This is a genomic window from Janthinobacterium longum (assembly GCF_051380735.1).
Lineage (GTDB): Bacteria > Pseudomonadota > Gammaproteobacteria > Burkholderiales > Burkholderiaceae_D > Janthinobacterium.
The window spans coordinates 1-19,234 of record NZ_JBNYXQ010000016.1 but is presented as its reverse complement, the minus strand read 5'-3'; the positions used below and the strand labels follow the sequence as shown (position 1 = coordinate 19,234).

14 protein-coding genes and 1 tRNA gene are annotated in these 19,234 nt (G+C 63.1%); 1 reads left to right on the top strand and 14 read right to left on the bottom strand.

Features of this window, described 5'->3' with window-relative positions; translation table 11 throughout:
* Positions 1-60: 60 nt before the first annotated feature.
* From ACQ4WM_RS24145 to ACQ4WM_RS24080, 14 genes are all read right to left on the bottom strand, one after another.
* Positions 61-1,275, bottom strand: coding sequence for a glycosyltransferase (locus ACQ4WM_RS24145; RefSeq protein ID WP_436549195.1), 1,215 nt, complete (start codon positions 1,273-1,275; stop codon positions 61-63).
* 180 nt (positions 1,276-1,455) lie between these two features.
* Positions 1,456-3,714 carry a heparinase II/III domain-containing protein gene (locus ACQ4WM_RS24140; protein WP_436549194.1) on the bottom strand — a complete coding sequence of 753 codons (2,259 nt, stop codon included), beginning with the start codon at positions 3,712-3,714 and terminating at the stop codon, positions 1,456-1,458.
* Positions 3,715-3,897: 183 nt separating this feature from the next.
* On the bottom strand, positions 3,898-4,842 hold the full coding sequence (locus tag ACQ4WM_RS24135) for a glycosyltransferase family 2 protein (protein WP_436549193.1): 945 nt from the start codon (positions 4,840-4,842) through the stop codon (positions 3,898-3,900).
* Entirely contained in the window at positions 4,842-6,260 is a 1,419-nt protein-coding gene (locus ACQ4WM_RS24130) for an O-antigen ligase family protein (RefSeq protein WP_436549192.1), read from the bottom strand. Before ACQ4WM_RS24130 ends, ACQ4WM_RS24135 begins: the two co-directional genes overlap by 1 nt.
* Positions 6,253-7,791, bottom strand: a complete 1,539-nt coding sequence (locus ACQ4WM_RS24125; RefSeq protein ID WP_436549191.1) for a lipopolysaccharide biosynthesis protein — start codon at positions 7,789-7,791, stop codon at positions 6,253-6,255. Before ACQ4WM_RS24125 ends, ACQ4WM_RS24130 begins: the two co-directional genes overlap by 8 nt.
* 43 nt (positions 7,792-7,834) lie before the next feature.
* Positions 7,835-8,521 carry an exosortase-associated protein EpsI, B-type gene (gene epsI / locus ACQ4WM_RS24120; protein ID WP_436549190.1) on the bottom strand — a complete coding sequence of 229 codons (687 nt, stop codon included), beginning with the start codon at positions 8,519-8,521 and terminating at the stop codon, positions 7,835-7,837.
* Positions 8,518-9,426, bottom strand: a complete 909-nt coding sequence (xrtB, locus tag ACQ4WM_RS24115) for an exosortase B (RefSeq protein ID WP_436549189.1) — start codon at positions 9,424-9,426, stop codon at positions 8,518-8,520. Before xrtB ends, epsI begins: the two co-directional genes overlap by 4 nt.
* Entirely contained in the window at positions 9,426-10,307 is an 882-nt protein-coding gene (gene epsG / locus ACQ4WM_RS24110) for a chain length determinant protein tyrosine kinase EpsG (RefSeq protein ID WP_436549188.1), read from the bottom strand. The genes xrtB and epsG overlap by 1 nt, the downstream gene beginning before the upstream one ends.
* A 13-nt stretch (positions 10,308-10,320) precedes the next feature.
* The gene (gene epsF, locus ACQ4WM_RS24105; RefSeq protein ID WP_436549187.1) at positions 10,321-11,727 is read right to left on the bottom strand and encodes a chain length determinant protein EpsF; all 1,407 of its coding nucleotides are present in this window, start codon (positions 11,725-11,727) and stop codon (positions 10,321-10,323) included.
* A 42-nt stretch (positions 11,728-11,769) separates the two neighbouring features.
* A complete protein-coding gene (gene epsE / locus ACQ4WM_RS24100) occupies positions 11,770-12,558 on the bottom strand; it encodes a polysaccharide export protein EpsE (protein ID WP_436549186.1) in 789 nt (262 codons plus the stop codon).
* Positions 12,559-12,623: 65 nt separating this feature from the next.
* Positions 12,624-13,589 (bottom strand): EpsD family peptidyl-prolyl cis-trans isomerase, encoded by a 966-nt coding sequence (locus tag ACQ4WM_RS24095; RefSeq protein ID WP_436549185.1) that lies wholly within the window; start codon positions 13,587-13,589, stop codon positions 12,624-12,626.
* Between the two features lie 249 nt (positions 13,590-13,838).
* The gene (locus ACQ4WM_RS24090) at positions 13,839-15,221 is read right to left on the bottom strand and encodes an undecaprenyl-phosphate glucose phosphotransferase (protein WP_436549184.1); all 1,383 of its coding nucleotides are present in this window, start codon (positions 15,219-15,221) and stop codon (positions 13,839-13,841) included.
* A gap of 9 nt (positions 15,222-15,230) precedes the next feature.
* A complete protein-coding gene (gene epsL, locus ACQ4WM_RS24085) occupies positions 15,231-16,469 on the bottom strand; it encodes an XrtB/PEP-CTERM-associated polysaccharide biosynthesis outer membrane protein EpsL (protein WP_436549183.1) in 1,239 nt (412 codons plus the stop codon).
* 386 nt (positions 16,470-16,855) lie between these two features.
* Positions 16,856-18,745, bottom strand: a complete 1,890-nt coding sequence (locus tag ACQ4WM_RS24080; RefSeq protein ID WP_436549182.1) for an ATP-binding cassette domain-containing protein — start codon at positions 18,743-18,745, stop codon at positions 16,856-16,858.
* A 183-nt stretch (positions 18,746-18,928) separates the two neighbouring features.
* Here ACQ4WM_RS24080 and ACQ4WM_RS24075 point away from each other — a divergent pair.
* Positions 18,929-19,003, top strand: a tRNA-Arg gene (locus tag ACQ4WM_RS24075).
* Positions 19,004-19,234 lie beyond the last annotated feature (231 nt).

The following is a 19,234-nucleotide window of genomic DNA, read 5'->3' as shown; positions in this document are numbered from 1 at the left end:
TATGTTATAGATTTGCAATTGCGCGCGCAGTACCGCTTCGCAGTACCGTTTATTTGGCGCTCACGACGCAACAGTGCCCGCCAGGCGGTGGTAGCAGGCCGCCAGTTCCCCGGCCAGCACGCGGTAGCTGCGCTCGGCTTCGATATAGGCGGCGCCGCCCCGCGCACGCGCACGCGCGGCCGGCAGGTCGTGCAGGATCTCGACCATCGCGCCAGCCATCGCGGCCGGATCGCTGGCCGTCAGCCAGCCCGCATCGCTGCCTGACAGCACTTGTGCCTGGTCCGGGCTGTCGTTGCCGACGGCCGGCATGCGCAGGGCCAGGTATTCGAGCAGCTTGGTGGGCGAGCTGACGTCAAACAGCAGGCCACGCGGAAAATACGACACGGCCACATCGGCGCCCGCCAGCAGTTGCCACGCCTGGCTGGACGGCAACCAGCCGGTCACCCGTACCTGGTCGGCCAGGCCGGCGCGGCGTGCGTAATCGAGCAAGGCAGCGACATCGGACGGCGTATCGGAGGCACCGATCAGCAGCAGGCAGGCGCCAGGCACATCGCGGCGCACGATCTGCAGGGCGTCGAGCATGCGCTCGCACTGGCGCGACTGGTCCAGCGTGCCAAGGTAGGCCAGCAGCGGCACGCTTTCCCAGCCCTCGGGACGCAGCGCCACAATGGTTTGCGTGCCCAGCACTTCCGTGTCGACCCCCATCGGCACGGCGGTCATTTTCAGCGCTGCGACGCCGCGCTGCTGCATCATGCGCAGCATGGCCTCGCTTTGCACGAACACATGGTCGGCGCGCGGCAGCAGCACGCGGTACAGCAGCCAGCGCTCGACCAGTCCCTTGCTCAGCACCAGCAGGCTACGCACGGTTCTGCGCCGCGCCAGATCGGCGCGCGCGCGCTCGATGCGCCCTTCGCTGATCAGATAGGAAACCCAGTAATAGAAAGGGATGCCCTTCAGGCGCGCCACCAGCAGCGCCAGCAAGCCGGTCGGCACCATGTCGCGTACCTGGATCGCATCGCAATCGGCGCGGTGCGCCTGCAACAAGGCGCGCACGCACGTTGCCTGATACGCCAGTTCGCGCCGCAGCCGGCCAGCGTGAAAGCGCGGCGTGCGCACCGAGCGAAAGCCCTGCTCCTGCGGCGCCTGCTGCGAAGGCATGCCGACGATATCGCATGTCACGCCGTGGCGCGGCAGGTATTTGCCAAACAGCACCGCCACATCGGCACGAAAGGTGGGCAGGCTTTCTGGCACAAATTGCAGGATATTCAAGGGCATGGGCGACGGCGCAGGTTGACTTGCTTTGCAGTGGGTGTGACAGCCGCCGCAGCGATCCTGCCCACCCTCTGCAAAATGATGAAGCATCTTAACCGAACAGCATGGCTAGAGCGGCATGCCAGAGACGAAAAAGACGGCCATGCCAGCCGGCAATGCTCGTTGCGTCGCTGCGTGCCGCGCTTACTTTGGCAATGGCAGTGTCAACGTTTGCGTACCGACCACGACCTTGCGCAGGCCGCCGCTGGTGTCGAGCTTGACGGCGGTGCCCTTGCAACCGACATCGAGCACCGTCAGGAATTCGCCGCTGGTGGCGGCGGCGGTCTTGACGAACGCAGCATGGTCTTCATAGGTGCCGCTTTGCGGCGGCGGGCCGGCGCGTCGCTCGAAGCGCTGCGCGCTGGTGGCCAGCGGCAGCAGGCACACCTTGCGGCCCTGGTTGGTGATGGAAATATTGCCGGCACTATCGGCGACGACAGGCGCATAGCCGTGGAAGTTCCACTCGAACACGCGCGGCCTGGCCGACGCGTACTGGTCGAGTATCACCGCCGTGTCGGTGCCGCGCACGTACCAGATCTTGCGCGTGGCCGATTTCAGCAGGCCGGCATAGGCCGGCGTGGCGTCGCCTTCGACATAGTCGACGCCCGGCGTGGTGGAAAAAGCGGTGATGCGGCCGTTGCGCGACATCGGCGCTTCATAGCCCTCCACCGCTTGTCCGATGCCGCCGTCGAAAGTCAGCGTATTGTGCGACTTCGACTGGCGATACCAGGAATTCCACAGCGGCGAATCGTACCAGTCGTACCAGCCGGTTTCCGTCAGCAGCGGCACGCCAGCGCTGAACAGCACGAAACCATTCTGGTCGCCATGGCTGTGATTGAACGAACCAAAAGGGCTGGACTTGAAGTACAGCGAGGTGCGGCTACTGCTGGCCAGGTTGCTGTGCATGGCGGTCCAGCCTATGCTTGGATAGTAGGCGGCGTTGGCCGGCGGCATGGCGGCCGCCGCCGCGACGGTCGCGACCGGCATCGGATACGGTGCCTGCAAGGTGGCCAGCACGTCGTCCGGACGGCTCAGGCTTTTCACATACCAGGCCGCTTGCGGCGTGGCATGGCGCGAGGCGAACCCCTTCATGAAACGGTATTCGGGCGCCGTCTCGTGGCCGTCGCCAAACACGTGGGTTTGCTGGCCGGGCGGCACGAAATGCATCAGGAACTGCGCGAAGCCGCGCGACCAGGGCTTGTCGAACATGTTCACGCCGGTCGCCTGCGCCAGCGCGGGCCAGATCTGCAGCGCGAAGTCGGCTTCATATTCGGCATATGCAGTGCCGTTGGCAAAGCCGCCTTCCGGACCGCTCCAGACGCTGAACGAGCTGACAAAGGCGCGGAACGAAAAATCGAACCAGGTGGCCGCTGCGGGAATGTCGCCCAGCGCCAGGGTCGAGGTCAGCGCCAGGTAAGCCATGCTGGTGGCCGCGTGCGAATCATAGGGCATTTGGTCGAGACGGCCGCCGCCGGCCGACAGGTCGGCGTACAGCGCGCCGGTGCGCGCCGCCACCACCGACAGCCACTTGTCGCGGCGCGTGGTGTCACCATTGACCACCAGTGCGCCGGCCAGCATGTCGATGGCTTTCATCAGGCTTTGCGCGATCACGCGGCTGCCCATGTCCTGGTTGGCAAAACTGGTGGGGCCGTTCACGTCCAGCGCGGCAAACTGGTCGCCGCGGCGGATCGCTTCATCAAGGTAGGCCTGCTTGCCGGTCAGGCGGTACAAGGTCGCCGCCCCCTCCAGCTGGCGCGCATTCGGATTGACGCGCTGCATGATGTTCGATTGCTGCGCCACCAGTGCCGGCGTGCGTATCTTGCTTGGCGGCAGCGGCCACTCGCTGTCGGACACGGTTTTCAGCGACGCGATGTAATGGTTCACTTCGTTCGTCAGCCCCGTCAGCGCCTGCTGGCGGTCGGAGCGCATGGCGGCGCTCCACGACGAGAACGGCTTCAGGCCGCTGGGCAGCGCGCGCGGGCGCGCCTTGCGCATGACGGCATTGCGCAGCGCCGCGTTTTCATTGACCTCGAATAGCTGCGAGCTGCCGGCGATGACGAAGCTGCGCGGGGTCGACCATTCCTGCGAGGTCGATGGCCGCACGCGCCACGTATAGCGGCCAACAGGCAATGCCTGCGCTGGCAAATACCAGTTGCGCGTAGTGTTGAAAGTACGGTTCGGCACGCTGTTCAGATAAAGCTGAAGCACGTATTCCCGCGGTGCCGAGGGATGGCGCGACCACGAGAAAGTCGGCGGGTTCTGCACCTGGGCTTGCAGGCTGTCCGGCAGTGCACGCACGGCCAGCGGATCGGTCGCCTGCACCCAGTCTGCCCGCGCGGCGCCGCACGAAGCCAGCAGCAACAGCAAGGCGGTACGCAACAGGGGGCGGCAGCTTGATTTCATGGGGGCATTCCTTCGACGGGTGTCAGGTTGGGCATGGATCCGGGGTGACCATCGACGTTGCGCGGCGCTACCGTCACGCAGGGGGACTGTCTTTTGCTGCAAAAGCAGGAAGTGCATATTCAACCAGCGAGAACTTGTGCACTTGCTGCAATTATACCGAAATGCCTGTCGGCAACGACTGGTTCAAGCGGTGATGCGTGACTTTCGCCATGCCGACCAGCGTCTGGTCATGCTTGGGGTAAACAGCAAACACATGATGGCCGTACTGTACCAGTGTCGGGTGACGCCGTCGCGCATGGCGCGCCCCATTTCGGCCAGCGCCGCGCTACGCCGGCCCGCTTCGAGCAGTTCGCGCGCTACCACCACGCGCGCATTCGACACCAGCAGCAAGGCCGGCCGGCGCGCCGGATCACTGGCCGGCCAGCTGCGGGCGCGCTGTTCCAGGCGGGCAAACACGGGCAGCACCACGTCGCGCCCGGAGATGGCGCTCAGGCTGCCGCCCACGTCCAGCCGGTAAGCCACCAGCGGCAGCGCCGTCTGCACCAGGCGATGGCGTTCGGCCAGGCGGAACCACAGGTCCAGGTCTTCGCCGAACTGCTCGCCTTCGGGAAAACACGGCTGCAAAGGCAACAGCGCACTGCGCCTGGCGGCCACCGAACTGGTAAAGAAGGAGATCCACTGCCGATTGCACCGCGCATAGAAATCATCGACCAGCTCGACATCCTGCGGCAAGGCCGGCGCCGCGGCAAGGCGCGCATCGGCGCCCGGCGTGACGGCCTTGAAACCGGTGGCAAAATAGGACTCGGCGGGATAAGCCAGCGCCATGCCGACCTGCGTGCGCAGGTAGTCGGGCGCGTACCAGTCATCGGCATCGAGGAAACACACCAGTTCGCCGCGCGCTTCGGCGATGCCGCGGTTGCGCGCGCGCGACACGCCGCCGTTGGCCTGGCGCACCAGCCGCACGCGCGGATCAAGGCAGGCCTGCACGCGCGCCGGCCCGTCGTCGCTCGATCCATCGTCAACCACCACCACTTCCCAGTCGGCATGGGTTTGCGCCAGTACCGAGGCCAGGGCAGCGTCGATATACGGCGCTTTGTTATAGAGCGGAATGACAACCGAACACAGCATCAAACCACCCCCGGTATGCGCACCTTGCGGGCCCTGACGGCCTGTTTGTCGGCCACCGGATAATAGGCGGTGACGATAATGAGCAGCAGCACATGCGTCAGCGCTTCGGCGGCAAAGCCGGACAGCGACAGCGGCACCTCGCTGAAGGAACGGCTGGCGATCAGCACGAACAGCGCCATCGACATGCCGGAACTGGCCTTGGCCGTGCGTGCCGAAGCGTACAGCAGCACCAGCGAGTACAGCACCAGGCCGACAGCACCGATGGTGCCGGCGCTGGCCAGGCTCTGGTAAAACTGGCTGTGCGCATGCGTCGCATAAGGCATGCCGATGCTGGCGCGAAACGCATCATCCCACAGCAACAGGCCATAGCCGAACATGGGATTCTTGTGCCACTCCTGCACCGCCACCTGCCAGATCAGGTCGCGCCCCGTCAGGCTCAGCAATTCAAACCCTTCGCTGCTCGAGGCGAAGCGCGCCAGACTGGCGTCCAGGCCGCCGAACATCAGCATCAGCACGCCCGAGCTGCACAGCAGGATAAGGCAGAAGATGGCAATGATCGACAGCTGCGGGCGCCGGTAATCGAACAGGCGCTCCCTGATCTGTTCGCGGAAACCGAAATACGCGATACAGCCAAAGCACAGGATGCAGGCGATCCAGTTGGTTTTCGATTGCGCCAGCAGCAGGCTGGCCAGCCCCACGGCCCAGGCGAACAGGTTCAGCGGACGCCAGGCATACGGCTTGTTCCACAGGCACAGCAGGAACACCACCACCATCGGCGCCAGCACGTTGGGGTGGCTGGCCAGGCCCGCATAGCGAATGGTGAGAAAAGGCAGCAGCCCGTGGTAGTCCTTGACGATGATCATGTTCGGTTTCCAGGCCAGCATGGCCGCGCTGAGCACCAGGAACAACAAGTTGGCGTTGCGCATGGAAACGATGCTCATGCCCACCTCCTTCGGCGTCATCAGCATGGCGGCGCAGCCGGCCAGGAACATGTACAGATACTCGTGCGAGACTTCCATATGCTGGCCAAACAGGCCCGGGCTGACGATATTGGAGAGGAAATACAGTACGAAGGCCCAGAACAGCAGCAGCGGCAGCGGCTGGGTTTTTTCGCGCGTCATCATGCGGTGCAGGATGCGCTCGCCGCAGGCAAAAATCACGAACAGCGAGGTAAGCCGGCCAAGCCAGATGCTGGCCGGGTGGCGCACCACCGCCTGCACCCCCAGCAGGATTTCGCTGACCGAAAAATCGCGGTTCGACAACATGGCGGTGACGGCAATCGACAGCAGCACCGGGTAGTACACATAAGGCACCAGGCCGGTCTCGCGCTTGCTGCCCCAATGGATGCTCAAGGCGATGACGAACACCACCACCAGCGCGGCGACCAGTGCAAACAGGCCAAACAGTATGTCACTCATGTGGTTCTCGCGGTTCGTTCAGCTTGTCACGCACGCCACAGCGGGCGTGCAAATAGCGGATGGCTTTGGCCGGCACGGGCGGACTGAAACGCCCCAGCATGCCCACCACGCGCAGGCCCAGCAAAGGCGGCCAGGCCAGCACGGCGGCCAGCAGCAGCGCCCCGCCCAGCACTGCGCCACCGAGGAAAGCGGGCAGCGGATGGCTGCCGGCCATGCCGCCCAGCACCGTGCCGCCCCAGCTGCCGGCGCCGGCCACCAAGGCCATGGCGACGCCACGCGCCGCCAGCGGCGCCAGCTCGCGCAGGCCCACGTGCAAGCGCCGGCAGGCGGCCGTGCCCACCACCAGCGCGCGCGCCAGCAAGGTTGCGGCGGCGATCAGCGCCACCGTGGCCGCGCCCTGCCCCGCAAACAAGAACAGCAGCGCGGCAGCAGCTGCGATCAGCGGCAGCTGCAGCAGGCTTTCCAGGTGCTTGCCGCCGGTATTCCACAAGATGGGGGTGGACATGCCCCAGGTGATATAGGCCGGCATGGCCAGCCCCAGGATCGCCAGCACCATGCCGGACTCTTGCCAGACGGTACCGTACAAGACGCCGATCAGGGCCGGTGCCGTCACCGCCAGCAGCACGAACAGCGGCAGGATCACGATCCAGATGGTCGCCAACACCGACACATACATGTCGCGCAGGCGCGGCAAGTCGTCCTGCAGCTTGGCACCGGTGGCGAGAAACGCCGGCTGCAGGGCATTCAGGAACAGTCCGTTGGGCGTATTGGCCAGGTTGTAGCCGACCGCATACACGCCGACCGCATGGGCGGCGAGGAAGCGGCCCAGGAAGACGCGGTCCAGGTTGTTCAGGAACCAGTTGCACAGATTCGTCACGAACACCGTCAGGCCCACATGCGTCGAGCGGCGCGCGCCCTCGTACCACAGCAGCGGGCGCAGCGAAAAGCGCGTGCGCGCATAGGTCAGCAGCAGCGCCGTGGCCGACTGGCCCAGCCAGGCGCAGACCAGGGTCCACACGCCGGCGCCGGCATACGCCATCGACAGGCCGATTATCAGGTAGCCGAAGATATAGCTGGTCAGCTGGATGATGTTGAGCGCGCGGAAATCGAGCTGGCGGCGCAGCAGGCCGCTGCCGGTCGCCGTCAGCGCATTGAGCACGCAGGTCAGGCTCATCCAGGTGATCACCGGGGCGATGCGCGGCTCATTGAAATACACCGCTACCCATGGCGCGACGACAAACAGCAAGGCCATTGCCGCCAGCCCCGTGATCGCCTGCCAGGTCACCGTGAAGCGCACGTCTTCCTCGCTCAGCGTCTGGTTTTGCACCAGGCCCCAGGAAAAGCCGAAATCGGCGAGGAAATTGCTGAACGTCATGACAAGCAAGCCCATTGCAAACAAGCCGTAGCTCTCGGGTCCCAGCAGGCGCGCCAGCAGCACTTGCGTGACCAGTTGCAGGCCGAACATGCAGACCGTGCCCATCGCCGCCCACTTGACGGCGCTGACGCTTTTTTGATTGATATCGCTGCCCATGATTCTCACTATCTGCCACGGCGACGGGCGCCGTGGGCGCGTCTCAGCCCGCCGGCGTGCCGATCAGCCGGCTACGCTCGGCCGCCGGCATGCTGGCCAGCAGGCTGTTGACGAAATTGGCCTGCAACTGATACGAGTGCGGCAAGTCGGTGTCGATATTGGAAACGCGAAACAGCATGGCGTCAGCAACGGTGCCGGTCAGCCCGTAGCGCAATTGTTCAAGCCGCTGCTGCAGGCCGACCTTGCTGATCCTGTTGCCTACCGTGATCCAGTAGGTGATCGGTTCGCTGCGGTTGCCGCTCACCGCCAGCAGGCGCTTGACCGGCAGCTTGCCGTACGGCGAGGCCAGCTCGCCGTATTCGTCGCGCTCGACCTGGAAGCCTTGCGCGGCGTAGCATACCTCGGGCTTGTGCACGCTCATGTTGTCGCTCTGGTCGCCGCCATACGCGATCGACAGCATCACCCGTTCGCCGCGCGGATTGACATAGGTGCGCGACAGGGTCTGGTTATAGATCTTGTCCAGGCGCGACCGGGTTTCCGGATCGACCTGCAGCGGCACCAGGGTGGGGTCGAGGCGCCATTCGCCAAACGCCTGCGGTATCGCCGCTTCCAGCGAAAAGCTGGGGCGCTGGTCCGACATTTTCACGCCGGGCGCCACCGCGCGGCTGAGGATGGCGGCGCCCAGCAGCAAGGCGCCCAGCAGCACATTCATGCGTAGCGAGGCATTCATGGCGCCACTCCCGCAACTGGCGCGCTTGCGCCACCGCGCTTGCGCACGATCCACTGCAGCAGGGAATCAACGGAGAGGATCAGCAACAGCGCGCTGATGAACAGCACCATGCCGGCAAAGCCATGCAAAAAGCCCTGGCCGGCCGCGTCGCCGAAATAATAGGTGATCAGGGTCAGCGTCATCACGCGGATGACATTGGCGGTAAACGAAATGGGCACGATCAACAGCGCCAGCACGATATTGCGGAACGGCGAGGTGTGGCGCACCAGGTTCAGGTAGAACAGCCCCAGCGCTTCGAGCGTGAGCAGGGTCTGCAGGCCGGCGCAGGCGTCGGCCACCAGCAACTGGTACTGGCCGATCTGCAGGATCACGCCGGTGCGCGCGATCGGATAGCCGGCCAGGAACAGCAGGTGTTCGGTGACATAGGACACGGCCATCTTCATCGGCATGGTCAGGGTGGTCACCAGCGGCAGCGGCAGCGGCACCATGAACAGCATGAAAAAGAACGGGAACCACAGCAGGCGGGCGGCGGGACGGCCGCGCTTGATCAGCAGCAGCGCCAGGCCGGTGCCGATCAGGGCCAGGATTTCCAGCGACAATATCTGCTGCGAGCGGCCCAGCACGTACAACAGCAGGGAAAGCACCAGCAGCGGCCAGCCGGCGCGGCTGGCCGCTGCGCCGCTGCTGGCCGCCAGCATGTCGGGCCACTTGCGGTAGATTAGCCACAGCGACAGGGCCAGGATGATCGGGCCGTGCGCCTGCTCTTCGGTCAACCAGATGCCGCGAAACAGCCCAACCAAGCTGGGCAGCAGCATGGCCAGGAAGCCCAGCGCCAGCGGCAGCCAGTCTGGCAGCGCAAAGCGGCCAGTACGGGCCGGCGGAATGGCGTGGCCACGCGCAACCATCAAAAATCAACCATCACGGAACCGACCACCTGGGCCCCGCTTTGCGTCATCTGCTCGGACATGGCGGCCACGTCCGCCATCGGTGTCTTGTTCTTGCGCGCCACCAGCAGCACGCCGCCGGCACGCGCGGCCACCGCGATCGCGTCGGAACCGGTGGTGTAGGCCGGCACGTCGTACAGCACCGCGTCGTAGCGGCTTTCCAGTTGCTTGTTGAGCGTGACAAAGGAAGTACGGCTGAGCAATTCCTGTGGATTTGGCGGCAAGGTGCCGGCCGCCAGCACCGACAGGGCGACAAACGATTCCACTTTGGCGATGACGTCGAGCTCGGCACGTCCGGCCAGAACGTCGGACAGGCCCTGGCGTGTTTTCAGGTCGAAGATGTCATGCTGGCGCGGCGTGCGCAGGTTGGCGTCGACCAGCAAGGTGTGCTCGCCCAGCTGGGAAAACACCACCGCCAGGTTGGCCGTAAACAGGCTGGCGCCATCGCCAGGTTCCATGCCCAGCACCACCAGCGACTTGCTGCCACGGGCAAACCAGCGCAGCATCAGCTGGCTGCGCACGGCGCGCAGGGTTTCCACCTGCGAGCTGAACGGTTGGTAAGCGGCCACCAGTTCCTGCGGATATTTGCCGACGCCCGGCTGCAAATACGGATAGTCGAACTGGCGCGCCAGCACTTGCTGGATGTCCGCTTCCGTAATCAGCCCCAGGCGCTGCGCTGCTTCGCCGAAGCGGATGCCCAGCTCCTTTTGCATGCGCAGCACGCGCTCGGCGTTTTCCGGCGTGATCTTGCCCGATTCGAGCAGCAGGCCGCCAATACTGGAGTCGGCACCGCGTGGCTGGGGCTGGGGCTGGCTGTTCGGGATATGTGCACTTGAAGTCATGTTCGCTTCCATCTCAATTGGGGCGCAGGCGGCGCGACAGCAAGCCACGCAGGCCGCGCAGGCGGCGCTTTTTCGGTTTCCAGTCAACCACGCCAAACACTGGTATCTGCAGCACCTCGCTCAGGTCCTGGTCGGAACGGATGCGGCGGTCCAGCAATTCGGCCAGCAAGGCGATGCCGCAGCCGAGCATGATACCGAGGAAAATCGACAGCATGACGTTGCGCGGGATCTTCGGGCTGTCCGGTTCGATCGGCGCCACGGCCGGATTGAGGATGGCGATATCGGACTGGTTGGCCTGGCCTTCGATGCGCGTTTGCGACAGGCGCTGCGAGGTCACGTCGAAGGCGCGCTGGGCGCTTTCCACATCCTTGCTCATGACGCCCATTTCATCGCGGGCGCGGTTCAGTTCCAGCACCTTGGCCTTTTGCGCGGCCAGGGCGGCGCGGATCGACTCCTCGCGCTGTTGCAAAATCTGCGCATTGTTCCCCACGCTCTGGGAGGTGGCGCGGGTCTGCTCGGCCAGGTCGCGGCGCAGCTTGTCGACTTCGGCCTTGGCGCTCTGGTATTGCGGGTGATTGCGGTCCAGGCGCTGGCTCAGTTCGGCCAGCTTGCCTTCGGCATTGCCCAGACCCAGTTTGAGGCTCTGGATCAGCGGGTTCGCGGCCACGTCGGGCGATTCGGCCGTGTTGCCGCCGGACGCCATGCGCTGGCGCGAATTGGCTTCCATCGCCTGGCCCTGGGCGATCACCAGCTGGGCCGACAGGTCGTTCAGGCGGTTCGATTCCACGTCGAGACGGTTGTCGAGGCTGACGATGCCATTGTCCTGCTGGTATTTCGACAAGCGGCTTTGCGCCTGTTCCACGTTATCGCGCAGCAATTTGGTCTGGTCGTCGAAATAGGTCGTCGCCTTGCGCATCGGATCGACTTTCAGCTGGATGCTGACCTTCTGGTATTGCTCGGCAAACGCATTCGACACGTTCGCCACGAATTGCGGGTCGGCGCCCTTGAAGCTGATGTCGACCACGCTGCTTTCGCGCGAAGGCATCACTTCGAGTTTTTTCAGCAGCAGGTCGGCCAGCCAGTCGCGCACCGTGCCCTTGCCTTTCGCCGCCTCATTGAACTGGGCGATGACGGCCGGGCTGCGATCGAGCCCGAGCTGGTCGACCACGCGCAGCGCGACGTTCTTGCTGCCGATAATGTCGACCTGGGTCGCCATGTAGCCGGGCAGCAGCTGCCCCGGCAGGGTCGCGCCGGTCAGGGGATCGATGCCCTTGTAGTTCATCAGCAAGGTGCTGGTGGCCTTGTAGGTCTTCGGCAAGACCAGGCTGACACCGAGCGCCAGCGCGACGGTGATCAGCAGGGTCAGCAAGACGATGGTCTTGCGGGCCCGCAGGATCAGCAACAGTTGGGAGAGATTCATGTCGAGACTTTCAATACTTCACGATAAGGCGCAGGTACGCGCTTAAAACAGGCTTTCCTGGACATACACGACATCGTCGACCAGCAGCAGGTCGTCGTGCCTGGCCTGTATCACTTCGACCTGGCCGGCCGCATTGCGGCGCTTGATGCGTACGCCGCGTTCGGTACCGCGCTGTGTCAGGCCGCCGCCGACAGCCAGCGCCTGCACCACGGTCATGTTGCGTTCCAGGCGGAAGGCGCCGGGGCGCTGGACTTCGCCATAGATATAGAAGCGCGGCGCGCGCTCGACGTAGATGATATCGTTGCCCGACACCTCCATGTCGCCCTTCAGGTCGCCATTGCGCACGATGTCGAGGATGTCGATCACTTCACGCGAAGTGGCGCCTGCGCGCTTGCGTATCAGGCTGACCTGGTCCGACCCTTCGGGATTCATGCCGCCGGCCATGGCAAGCATGTCCATCACGGTGCGCTTGCCTTCCAGCGGATAGCGGCCCGGGCGGTTGACCTGTCCCAGCACCGAAGCCTGCTGGCTTTGCAGGCTGGTGACGATGATGTTGACTTGCGCCTTGCGCAGGTAGCCGCCGCTCTCGAGCAGGCCGCCGAGTTTCTTTTCCGCCGCCGAAGCCGACAGGCCGCCGATATCGACCGCACCCACCAGCGGGAAGGTGATCTGGCCCGCCTCGCTCACGCGCGTCTCCAGGCCCAGGTCAGGGTTGCCGTAGACGGAGATTTTCAGGACGTCACCGGCACCGATCGGCACATCGGCGGCGCCGGCCATGCCGGCGGCCAGCAACAAAAAGGCTGCCATTATCCAGTTTGCGAGTCGTTTCATGATGACTGATACTTTCAGGTTGGTGCTGTTGTTGAAGCAGATATTAGGTAATGCCCAGGCCACGCTTATTTCAAGCCGGCCACGCCACGCTCATTGGCTTCATTGGTGCTGCCCGCCGGGGCTGCCGCTGCCGGGGCCGCCGGCGTGCCGGCCGGCGCCGTGGCCGGGACCGGGACCGGGACCGGGTCCTTGTTGAAATACTCGATCTTGGCGCTGGCGCGCAGGCGCTTCAGCTCGGCGTCGGCGGCATCCTTGCTTTTCTTGTTGGCGAGGAATTGTTCGATTTGCGGCGTAGCCGCATCCAGGCCGACCGGGCTGTCCTTCACGTCAGCCAGCGACACCAGCAGGCTGCGCTCGCCTTCGCGCACGATGAACAGCTGCCCTTTCGCCATCGCCGCCAGCTTGCTGCTCAGTTCCGGCGCCAGGTCGGCGCTGGTACGCGACACCTGGTTGCGGCCATAGGCGATCTTGCGGCCATCGAGCCATTGCGCCACGTCTTCGAGCGACCTGGCGCCATCGATCACGGCCTTCAGTTCATCGTTCAGGGCGCTGGTCGGCAAGATCAGCTGGCGCATGTCGAACTGCTTGCGCTGGGCGAAGAATTGCGGATTCTGCGTGAAATAGGCCTCGACTTCCGGCTTGCCCGGGCGCACGGCGGCACCGATGCGTTTCTGCATATAGGCCTGCGCCACGATCAGGGCCTTGGCCCGCTCGATCGCCTGCATGACTTTCGGATCGCGATCGATTTTTTCCTTCTCTGCTTCATTTTGCAGCAACTGGCGGTCGATCAGCGACTCGAGCAGCTGCTTGCTGGCGGTTGCCTGCTGGGGCGCCTGCACGCCGGCCCGCTGCAGCTCTTCATTGAGCTGCAGGATGGTGATTTCCTTGCCATTGACGCTGGCCAGCGACTGGCCCGGCTTCTTGTCCTTGTCGCCGCAGGCGGACAGGCCGGCAGCAGCCAGCAGGACAAGCGCGGCGCACAGCAGGCGTGGTGCGCAAGACGCGTGAAGGGTGTGGCTAGTTTGATTCAAGTGTGCTCCTTGGCAATAATGGGAGTGGCTGCGTCAGTACAGACAGTATTTGGCGGCCCGGCGCTGGGATGCAGCACGGTGAACGCAAAATGTTTCTAACAAAATATGGAGATGCATCAAACAGTTAACAATCTTGTCAATGATACAGATGACCCTGTTCAATCGGCAGAGTATTTGTATAAAAATCCACTAAGAAGTCAACAAAACAACTTTTCCCTCGTCGGCAGCCTGCAACGCCCAGTGCGCGCATCAATGCGCATTGTCGCGCCCCAGCACCACTTTTACGGTGCGCACCATAATCCACAAATCGAGCCAGAGCGACCAGTTGCGCAGGTAATCGAGATCGAGATGGATGCGCGCCTCCATCTTGTCGAGCGTCTCGGTCTCGCCGCGCAAGCCGTTCACCTGCGCCCAGCCGGTGATGCCGGGCTTGACCTTGTGGCGCAGCATATACCCCTTGATCAGCTTGCGGTATTGCTCGTTATGTACCACTGCATGCGGACGCGGCCCGACGATGCTCATGCGGCCCTGCAGGACGTTGAAAAATTGCGGCAATTCGTCAAGCGAGCTGCGGCGCAGAAAAGCGCCGAGCCTGGTCACGCGCTGGTCGTTCCTGGTGGCCTGCACCACCTTGTCGTCATCCTCGCCCACCGTCATCGTACGGAACTTGTAGACCACGATCTCTTCACCGTACAGGCCGTAACGGCGCTGGCGGAAAATCACCGGGCCTGTTGACGTGAGCTTGATGGCAATGGCGATCAGCAGCATTACCGGCAGCAGCAAAATCTGGATCAGCAGGCCCAGCACGATATCGCTGCCGCGCTTGATCATGCTGTTATAGCCGGTAAACGGCGACTCGCGGATGGCGATCACGGGCATGCCGCCCACGCTGTCGAAGCGCGCCTGCATCAGGTCGAAGATATAAATATCGGGCAAGAAATACACCGACGCCGTCGTGTCTTCGAGCTCGTCGAGCATCTTGCGGATGCGCGGCTGGGCCGAAATGGGCTGGCTGATGAAGATCATCTTGATCTGGTGTTCGCGCACGTAGGCGGCGATGTCAGTCATGCGTCCCAGCATCGGCTCGCGCATTTTCTCGGGCCAGCGGTCGTCGGTGCGGTCGTCGAAAAAGCCGTGCACGCTCAGGAACAGGTTCTGATTGCGCGCAATCGTGGCGGCAAGCTTCAGGCTGGCGTCATTGGCGCCGATAATCACCACCGAGCGCACCTCGCGCTCGCTGTCGGGGCGCAGGCTGAACTTGCGCGCCGCCAGATGACAGGCGAGCAGGACGAACGGCGTGAGGACCAGCCAGGCCAGCACCACCTCGGTATCGAAATGATATGCCAGGCCGGTGGCCGAGCCGAGGAAGACCAGGATCATGGCGGTGATACCCCAGCCGACCAGGACATCACGCGCATACGCCAGCATGCGGCCGCTGCGCCAGGTGCGGTAAGGGTCGACATGCTGGAACACGGTCGACGAAATGAAGATGGACAGTATCATCAGCACCAGCATATAGCCGGTAAAAGGCGAACCGGAAGCGAACGCCAGCAGATAAAGCAGCCCCATGATGACCAGCGGATCAAGGACCCTTTGAAAAAAGGAAATCAGGGGAATATCGTTGACTGTCATGTTGATTGTTTAAAACTGCAGGCTGCCATTGAAGGAAACGCCTTTGGCGCGGTAGTTGCCACTATCGATGATGGACACGCCGCTGCGCCGCTCGTGGAACGCACGCGCACCCAGTTGCACCTTGGGGTGCGGCGCATACGTCAGGCCCAGCGAGGCGGTGCGGGTGGTGTCGCGGCCGTCCCCGGGCAAGACCAGGCCGCTGACGGCGGAAAAATCGCGCCGCACGCGGCGCAGTTGCGCTTCGGCGCGCAGCTTGGACGAGATGGTCCAGACGCTGCCCAGGCTGGCGCCCGTATTGAGGCTGCTGGTGACGAGGGAATTGTCGACCGAACCGAATTCACGCCAGACCATGCCCGTGAACTGCACCTTGCCCAGCGGCTTCCAGTACACGCTGAGGCGGCCATTGTTGCCGCTGCTGTCACGGCCCGCCAGCATCTTGTTGCGGTGGCGTACCCAGCCGCCGAGAAACTCGATCTGGGTGATGCCGCTCAGCTCCCAATAGATATTGGCCTTGGCCTCATCCTGGCGATAGCCGTTGCCGTACACGGCCGAGGCGTCGCCCAGGCGGTTCGGATAGCTGCCGTCGAGTTGGCGCAACTGCAGGCCGATGCGGCTGCCACTGGGCGCCAGGTAGTCCAGTCCCAGTTCCGTCGCGTCTTCGATCCAGTTCGAAAACGCCTGCACCGGCAGGTCGTAGGAATAGCGCTCGCGCGTGATGCCGCTGCGCACGCGCCAGCTGGGATGAAAGCGCCAGGCGCCGTCGACATACTCGCGGCGCTCGGTGCGCAGATTGCGCACGGTACTCTGGAAGTCGCTGAAAGGCGTCAAGGTTTGCGCATAGCTGGCGCCCACATGACCTTCCAGGTGGTTGCCGAGATGCCATTCCAGATCGGCCAGGAAATCCTTGCCGTCGTAATCGAATTGATTGTAGCGGTTGAAACTGACCCTCGACCACTTGGCCTGGCCTGTCAATAGTTGTCGGCCGATGGGCCGGTTGACCAGGAAACCGGCTTGCAGCAGGCGTGAGGTATCCGCGCGCGGCCCGTCAAAACCCGGCACCACATCGGGCAAGCGCATCAGGTTGTCGTCGTAGGAATACGAGGTGGCAGCAAACGGCTTGATGGTGTCGCTGATATCGGCCATGGCGCAAGGGCTGGCCAGGGTGCAGCACAGCAGCAGCACGGCACCCCAAGCCGCCAGCCCCGAGCCGGCGCCGGCAAGCGCCTTTTTATGCAAAAAAATCAACATGGATTTAATCTTTGACAAGTCAAGCAGTTGACAAACGATACTACCAGCAATTCCAGTGCCCACCAGAAATTATCCGGCGTCCCGGCACGCCATGCGTCACACCGTGCGCGCTCGCAATGCGGCGACATCGATCCGGCAAGCGGCCAGGCATATTGACGAGAAAGACGGGAACCGGCAGGCCGCAAGCGGCACTACCATGGCAGGGCCGCGCGCAAAGCCTGGCAGTGCGCGCGGGGAATGCATGAAACGCATCGGGCGGGCACGCCCGGAGTGCGTATTTTTGATAACAAACATACATCCCTTGATGCAAAAATGAAATTATATCAAGCGCGACCGTTTAGCGGCAAAAGATTGTGCTCTTAATTACAACAAGGGATGAAAAAAAATTAACCGTTTGAGCGCGCCTCGATCAGCTCCCACTTCTCCAGGGCGTCGAGCAATTCGCTTTCGATCTCGGCCACGCGTGCGTTCAGGCGTTTGCCTTCGGCCGGCGTTTTCTTGTAGAAGTCGGGATGCGACAATTCGGCCGCCAGCACCGATTGCTCGTCTTCCAGCCTGGCGATCAGCTTCGGCAATTCATCGAGTTCGCGCTGCTCCTTATAGCTGAGCTTTTTCTTGGCGGCAGGCGCGGCGGCCTCGGCCTTGACAGCCGGCTTGCTGGCTGGTGCGGCGGCCACCGGCAAGGTGCGCACGCGCTCCCAGTCAGTGTAGCCGCCGACGAATTCGCGCCACTTGCCGGCGCCTTCTGCAACGATCACTTGCGTGACGACGTTGTCGAGGAAGGTGCGGTCATGGCTGACCAGGAATACGGTGCCCTTGTATTCTTCCAGCAACTCTTCCAGCAGTTCCAGGGTATCGATATCGAGATCGTTGGTCGGCTCATCGAGCACCAGGCAGTTGGCCGGCTTGGCGAACAGGCGCGCCAGCAGCAAGCGGTTGCGCTCGCCACCGGACAGCGTCTTGACCGGCGAGCGTGCACGCTCGGGCGAGAACAGAAAATCGTTCAGGTAGCTCATCGAGTGCTTGCGCTGGCCGTTCACTTCGACCCAGTCGCTGCCCGGCGAAATCGTTTCGATCAGACTCGCTTCTTCATTGAGCTGGGTGCGCATCTGGTCGAAGTACGCCACTTGCAGCTTGGTGCCGAGCTTGGCCGATCCGGTATCGGGTGCCAGTTCGCCCAGTATCATCTTGAGCAAAGTAGTCTTGCCGGCGCCGTTGGCGCCGATCAGGCCAACCTTGTCGCCGCGCAGGATAGTGCCGGTGAAGTTGTCGATGATTACGCGGTCGCCAAAGCGCTTGCTGACATTTTCCAGCTCGGCCACGATCTTGCCCGAGCGTTCGCCAGAGCCGACTTCCAGCTTGACCTGCCCCTGCTGGTCGCGGCGGGCGGTGCGCTGCAGGCGCAACGCTTCGAGGCGGCGCACGCGGCCTTCGTCACGCACGCGGCGCGCCTTGACGCCCTTGCGTATCCATACTTCTTCCTGTGCCAGGAATTTGTCGAACTTGGCATTTTCCACTTCTTCGTTTTCCAGCTGCTCGGCCTTGCGGGCCTGGTAGGTGGTGAAGTTGCCCGGATACGACAGCAAGCGTCCTCGGTCGAGTTCGATAATCCGCGTGGACACATTGTCGAGGAAGGAGCGGTCGTGGGTAATAAACAACACACTGCCACGGAAGTCGCGCAGCAAGCCTTCAAGCCACAGGATGGAAGTGAAATCGAGGTGGTTGGTCGGCTCATCTAACAGCAGCACGTCAGGCGCCGAGACCAGCGCGCGCGCCAGCGCCACGCGCTTCTGCATGCCGCCCGACAAAGTCTTCATCAACATGTCGCCGGTCAGGTTCAGACGGTCGAGCACGGTTTCAACCTTGTTCGGCAAGCTCCACGCATCGGCCGCATCGAGCTTGACCTGGATGTCGTGCATGCGTTCCATCAATTCGTCATCGTTACCCTGGCCAAACTGGCCCGTCAGCGCGTCGTATTCCTTCAGCAATGCCTGCGATTCGCCCATGCCCGAGGCCACCGCGTCGAACACCGACATCTCGGGCTCAAACTGCGGTTCCTGCTCGACATACGCGATCTTGATGTTTTGCTGCATCACCAACAAGCCATCGTCGAGCTTGAACTTGCCCGAGATGACCTTCAGCAGCGAGGACTTGCCGGTGCCGTTGCGGCCGATCAGGCCGACCCGTTCCGAGTTTTCCAGTGAAAATTCCGCGTGATCGAGCAGCGCGACGTGACCGAACGCAAGTTGCGCCGATGAAAGAGAAATGACAGCCATAATGAGTAAAAGTGCTCGGGTGCCGTCGCCTGCCTGCCAGAAAGCAGGCAAAACAGCCGCCGATTTGGATGAATGAAGCACGCATTGTACCGATAGTCGCGCCAGCACAGGCAGATCTTGCGATAAGTTGCGCAGTGTCGGCTATAATTGCGCTCGCTTCGCCACATCGGCGGGGCCAGCGTCCTCCCCGTAGCACAATGGATAGTGCACATGCCTCCTAAGCGTGGGATACTGGTTCGATTCCAGTCGGGGGGACCAAGCAGCTTTTCTGCTTACCCACACAAAGCACCAACTAAAAACAGCTACTTGGCCGTAATGCCGTTCAATTATGCTGCCTGACGTATTTGAAGGCGCAAGGCGTAAAAACTTAAAAATGGCGGGCCGGAGACGCGAGCCCGAGAAAATGCCGATGGCTGCGTTGCAGCTCCTAACCGTACATGCGTACTGTTGTCGTCGCTGCGCCTTGCCCTCGACATTTTTCGGACCCGC

What these genes read in the sequence shown, in the direction of transcription:
- ACQ4WM_RS24145 (WP_436549195.1), bottom strand. Translation starts at nt 1,275, where the DNA reads ATGCCCTTGAATATCCTGCAATTTGTGCCAGAAAGCCTGCCCACCTTT.
- ACQ4WM_RS24140 (WP_436549194.1), bottom strand. Translation starts at nt 3,714, where the DNA reads ATGAAATCAAGCTGCCGCCCCCTGTTGCGTACCGCCTTGCTGTTGCTG.
- ACQ4WM_RS24135 (WP_436549193.1), bottom strand. Translation starts at nt 4,842, where the DNA reads ATGCTGTGTTCGGTTGTCATTCCGCTCTATAACAAAGCGCCGTATATC.
- ACQ4WM_RS24130 (WP_436549192.1), bottom strand. Translation starts at nt 6,260, where the DNA reads ATGAGTGACATACTGTTTGGCCTGTTTGCACTGGTCGCCGCGCTGGTG.
- ACQ4WM_RS24125 (WP_436549191.1), bottom strand. Translation starts at nt 7,791, where the DNA reads ATGGGCAGCGATATCAATCAAAAAAGCGTCAGCGCCGTCAAGTGGGCG.
- epsI (WP_436549190.1), bottom strand. Translation starts at nt 8,521, where the DNA reads ATGAATGCCTCGCTACGCATGAATGTGCTGCTGGGCGCCTTGCTGCTG.
- xrtB (WP_436549189.1), bottom strand. Translation starts at nt 9,426, where the DNA reads ATGGTTGCGCGTGGCCACGCCATTCCGCCGGCCCGTACTGGCCGCTTT.
- epsG (WP_436549188.1), bottom strand. Translation starts at nt 10,307, where the DNA reads ATGACTTCAAGTGCACATATCCCGAACAGCCAGCCCCAGCCCCAGCCA.
- epsF (WP_436549187.1), bottom strand. Translation starts at nt 11,727, where the DNA reads ATGAATCTCTCCCAACTGTTGCTGATCCTGCGGGCCCGCAAGACCATC.
- epsE (WP_436549186.1), bottom strand. Translation starts at nt 12,558, where the DNA reads ATGAAACGACTCGCAAACTGGATAATGGCAGCCTTTTTGTTGCTGGCC.
- ACQ4WM_RS24090 (WP_436549184.1), bottom strand. Translation starts at nt 15,221, where the DNA reads ATGACAGTCAACGATATTCCCCTGATTTCCTTTTTTCAAAGGGTCCTT.
- epsL (WP_436549183.1), bottom strand. Translation starts at nt 16,469, where the DNA reads ATGTTGATTTTTTTGCATAAAAAGGCGCTTGCCGGCGCCGGCTCGGGG.
- ACQ4WM_RS24080 (WP_436549182.1), bottom strand. Translation starts at nt 18,745, where the DNA reads ATGGCTGTCATTTCTCTTTCATCGGCGCAACTTGCGTTCGGTCACGTC.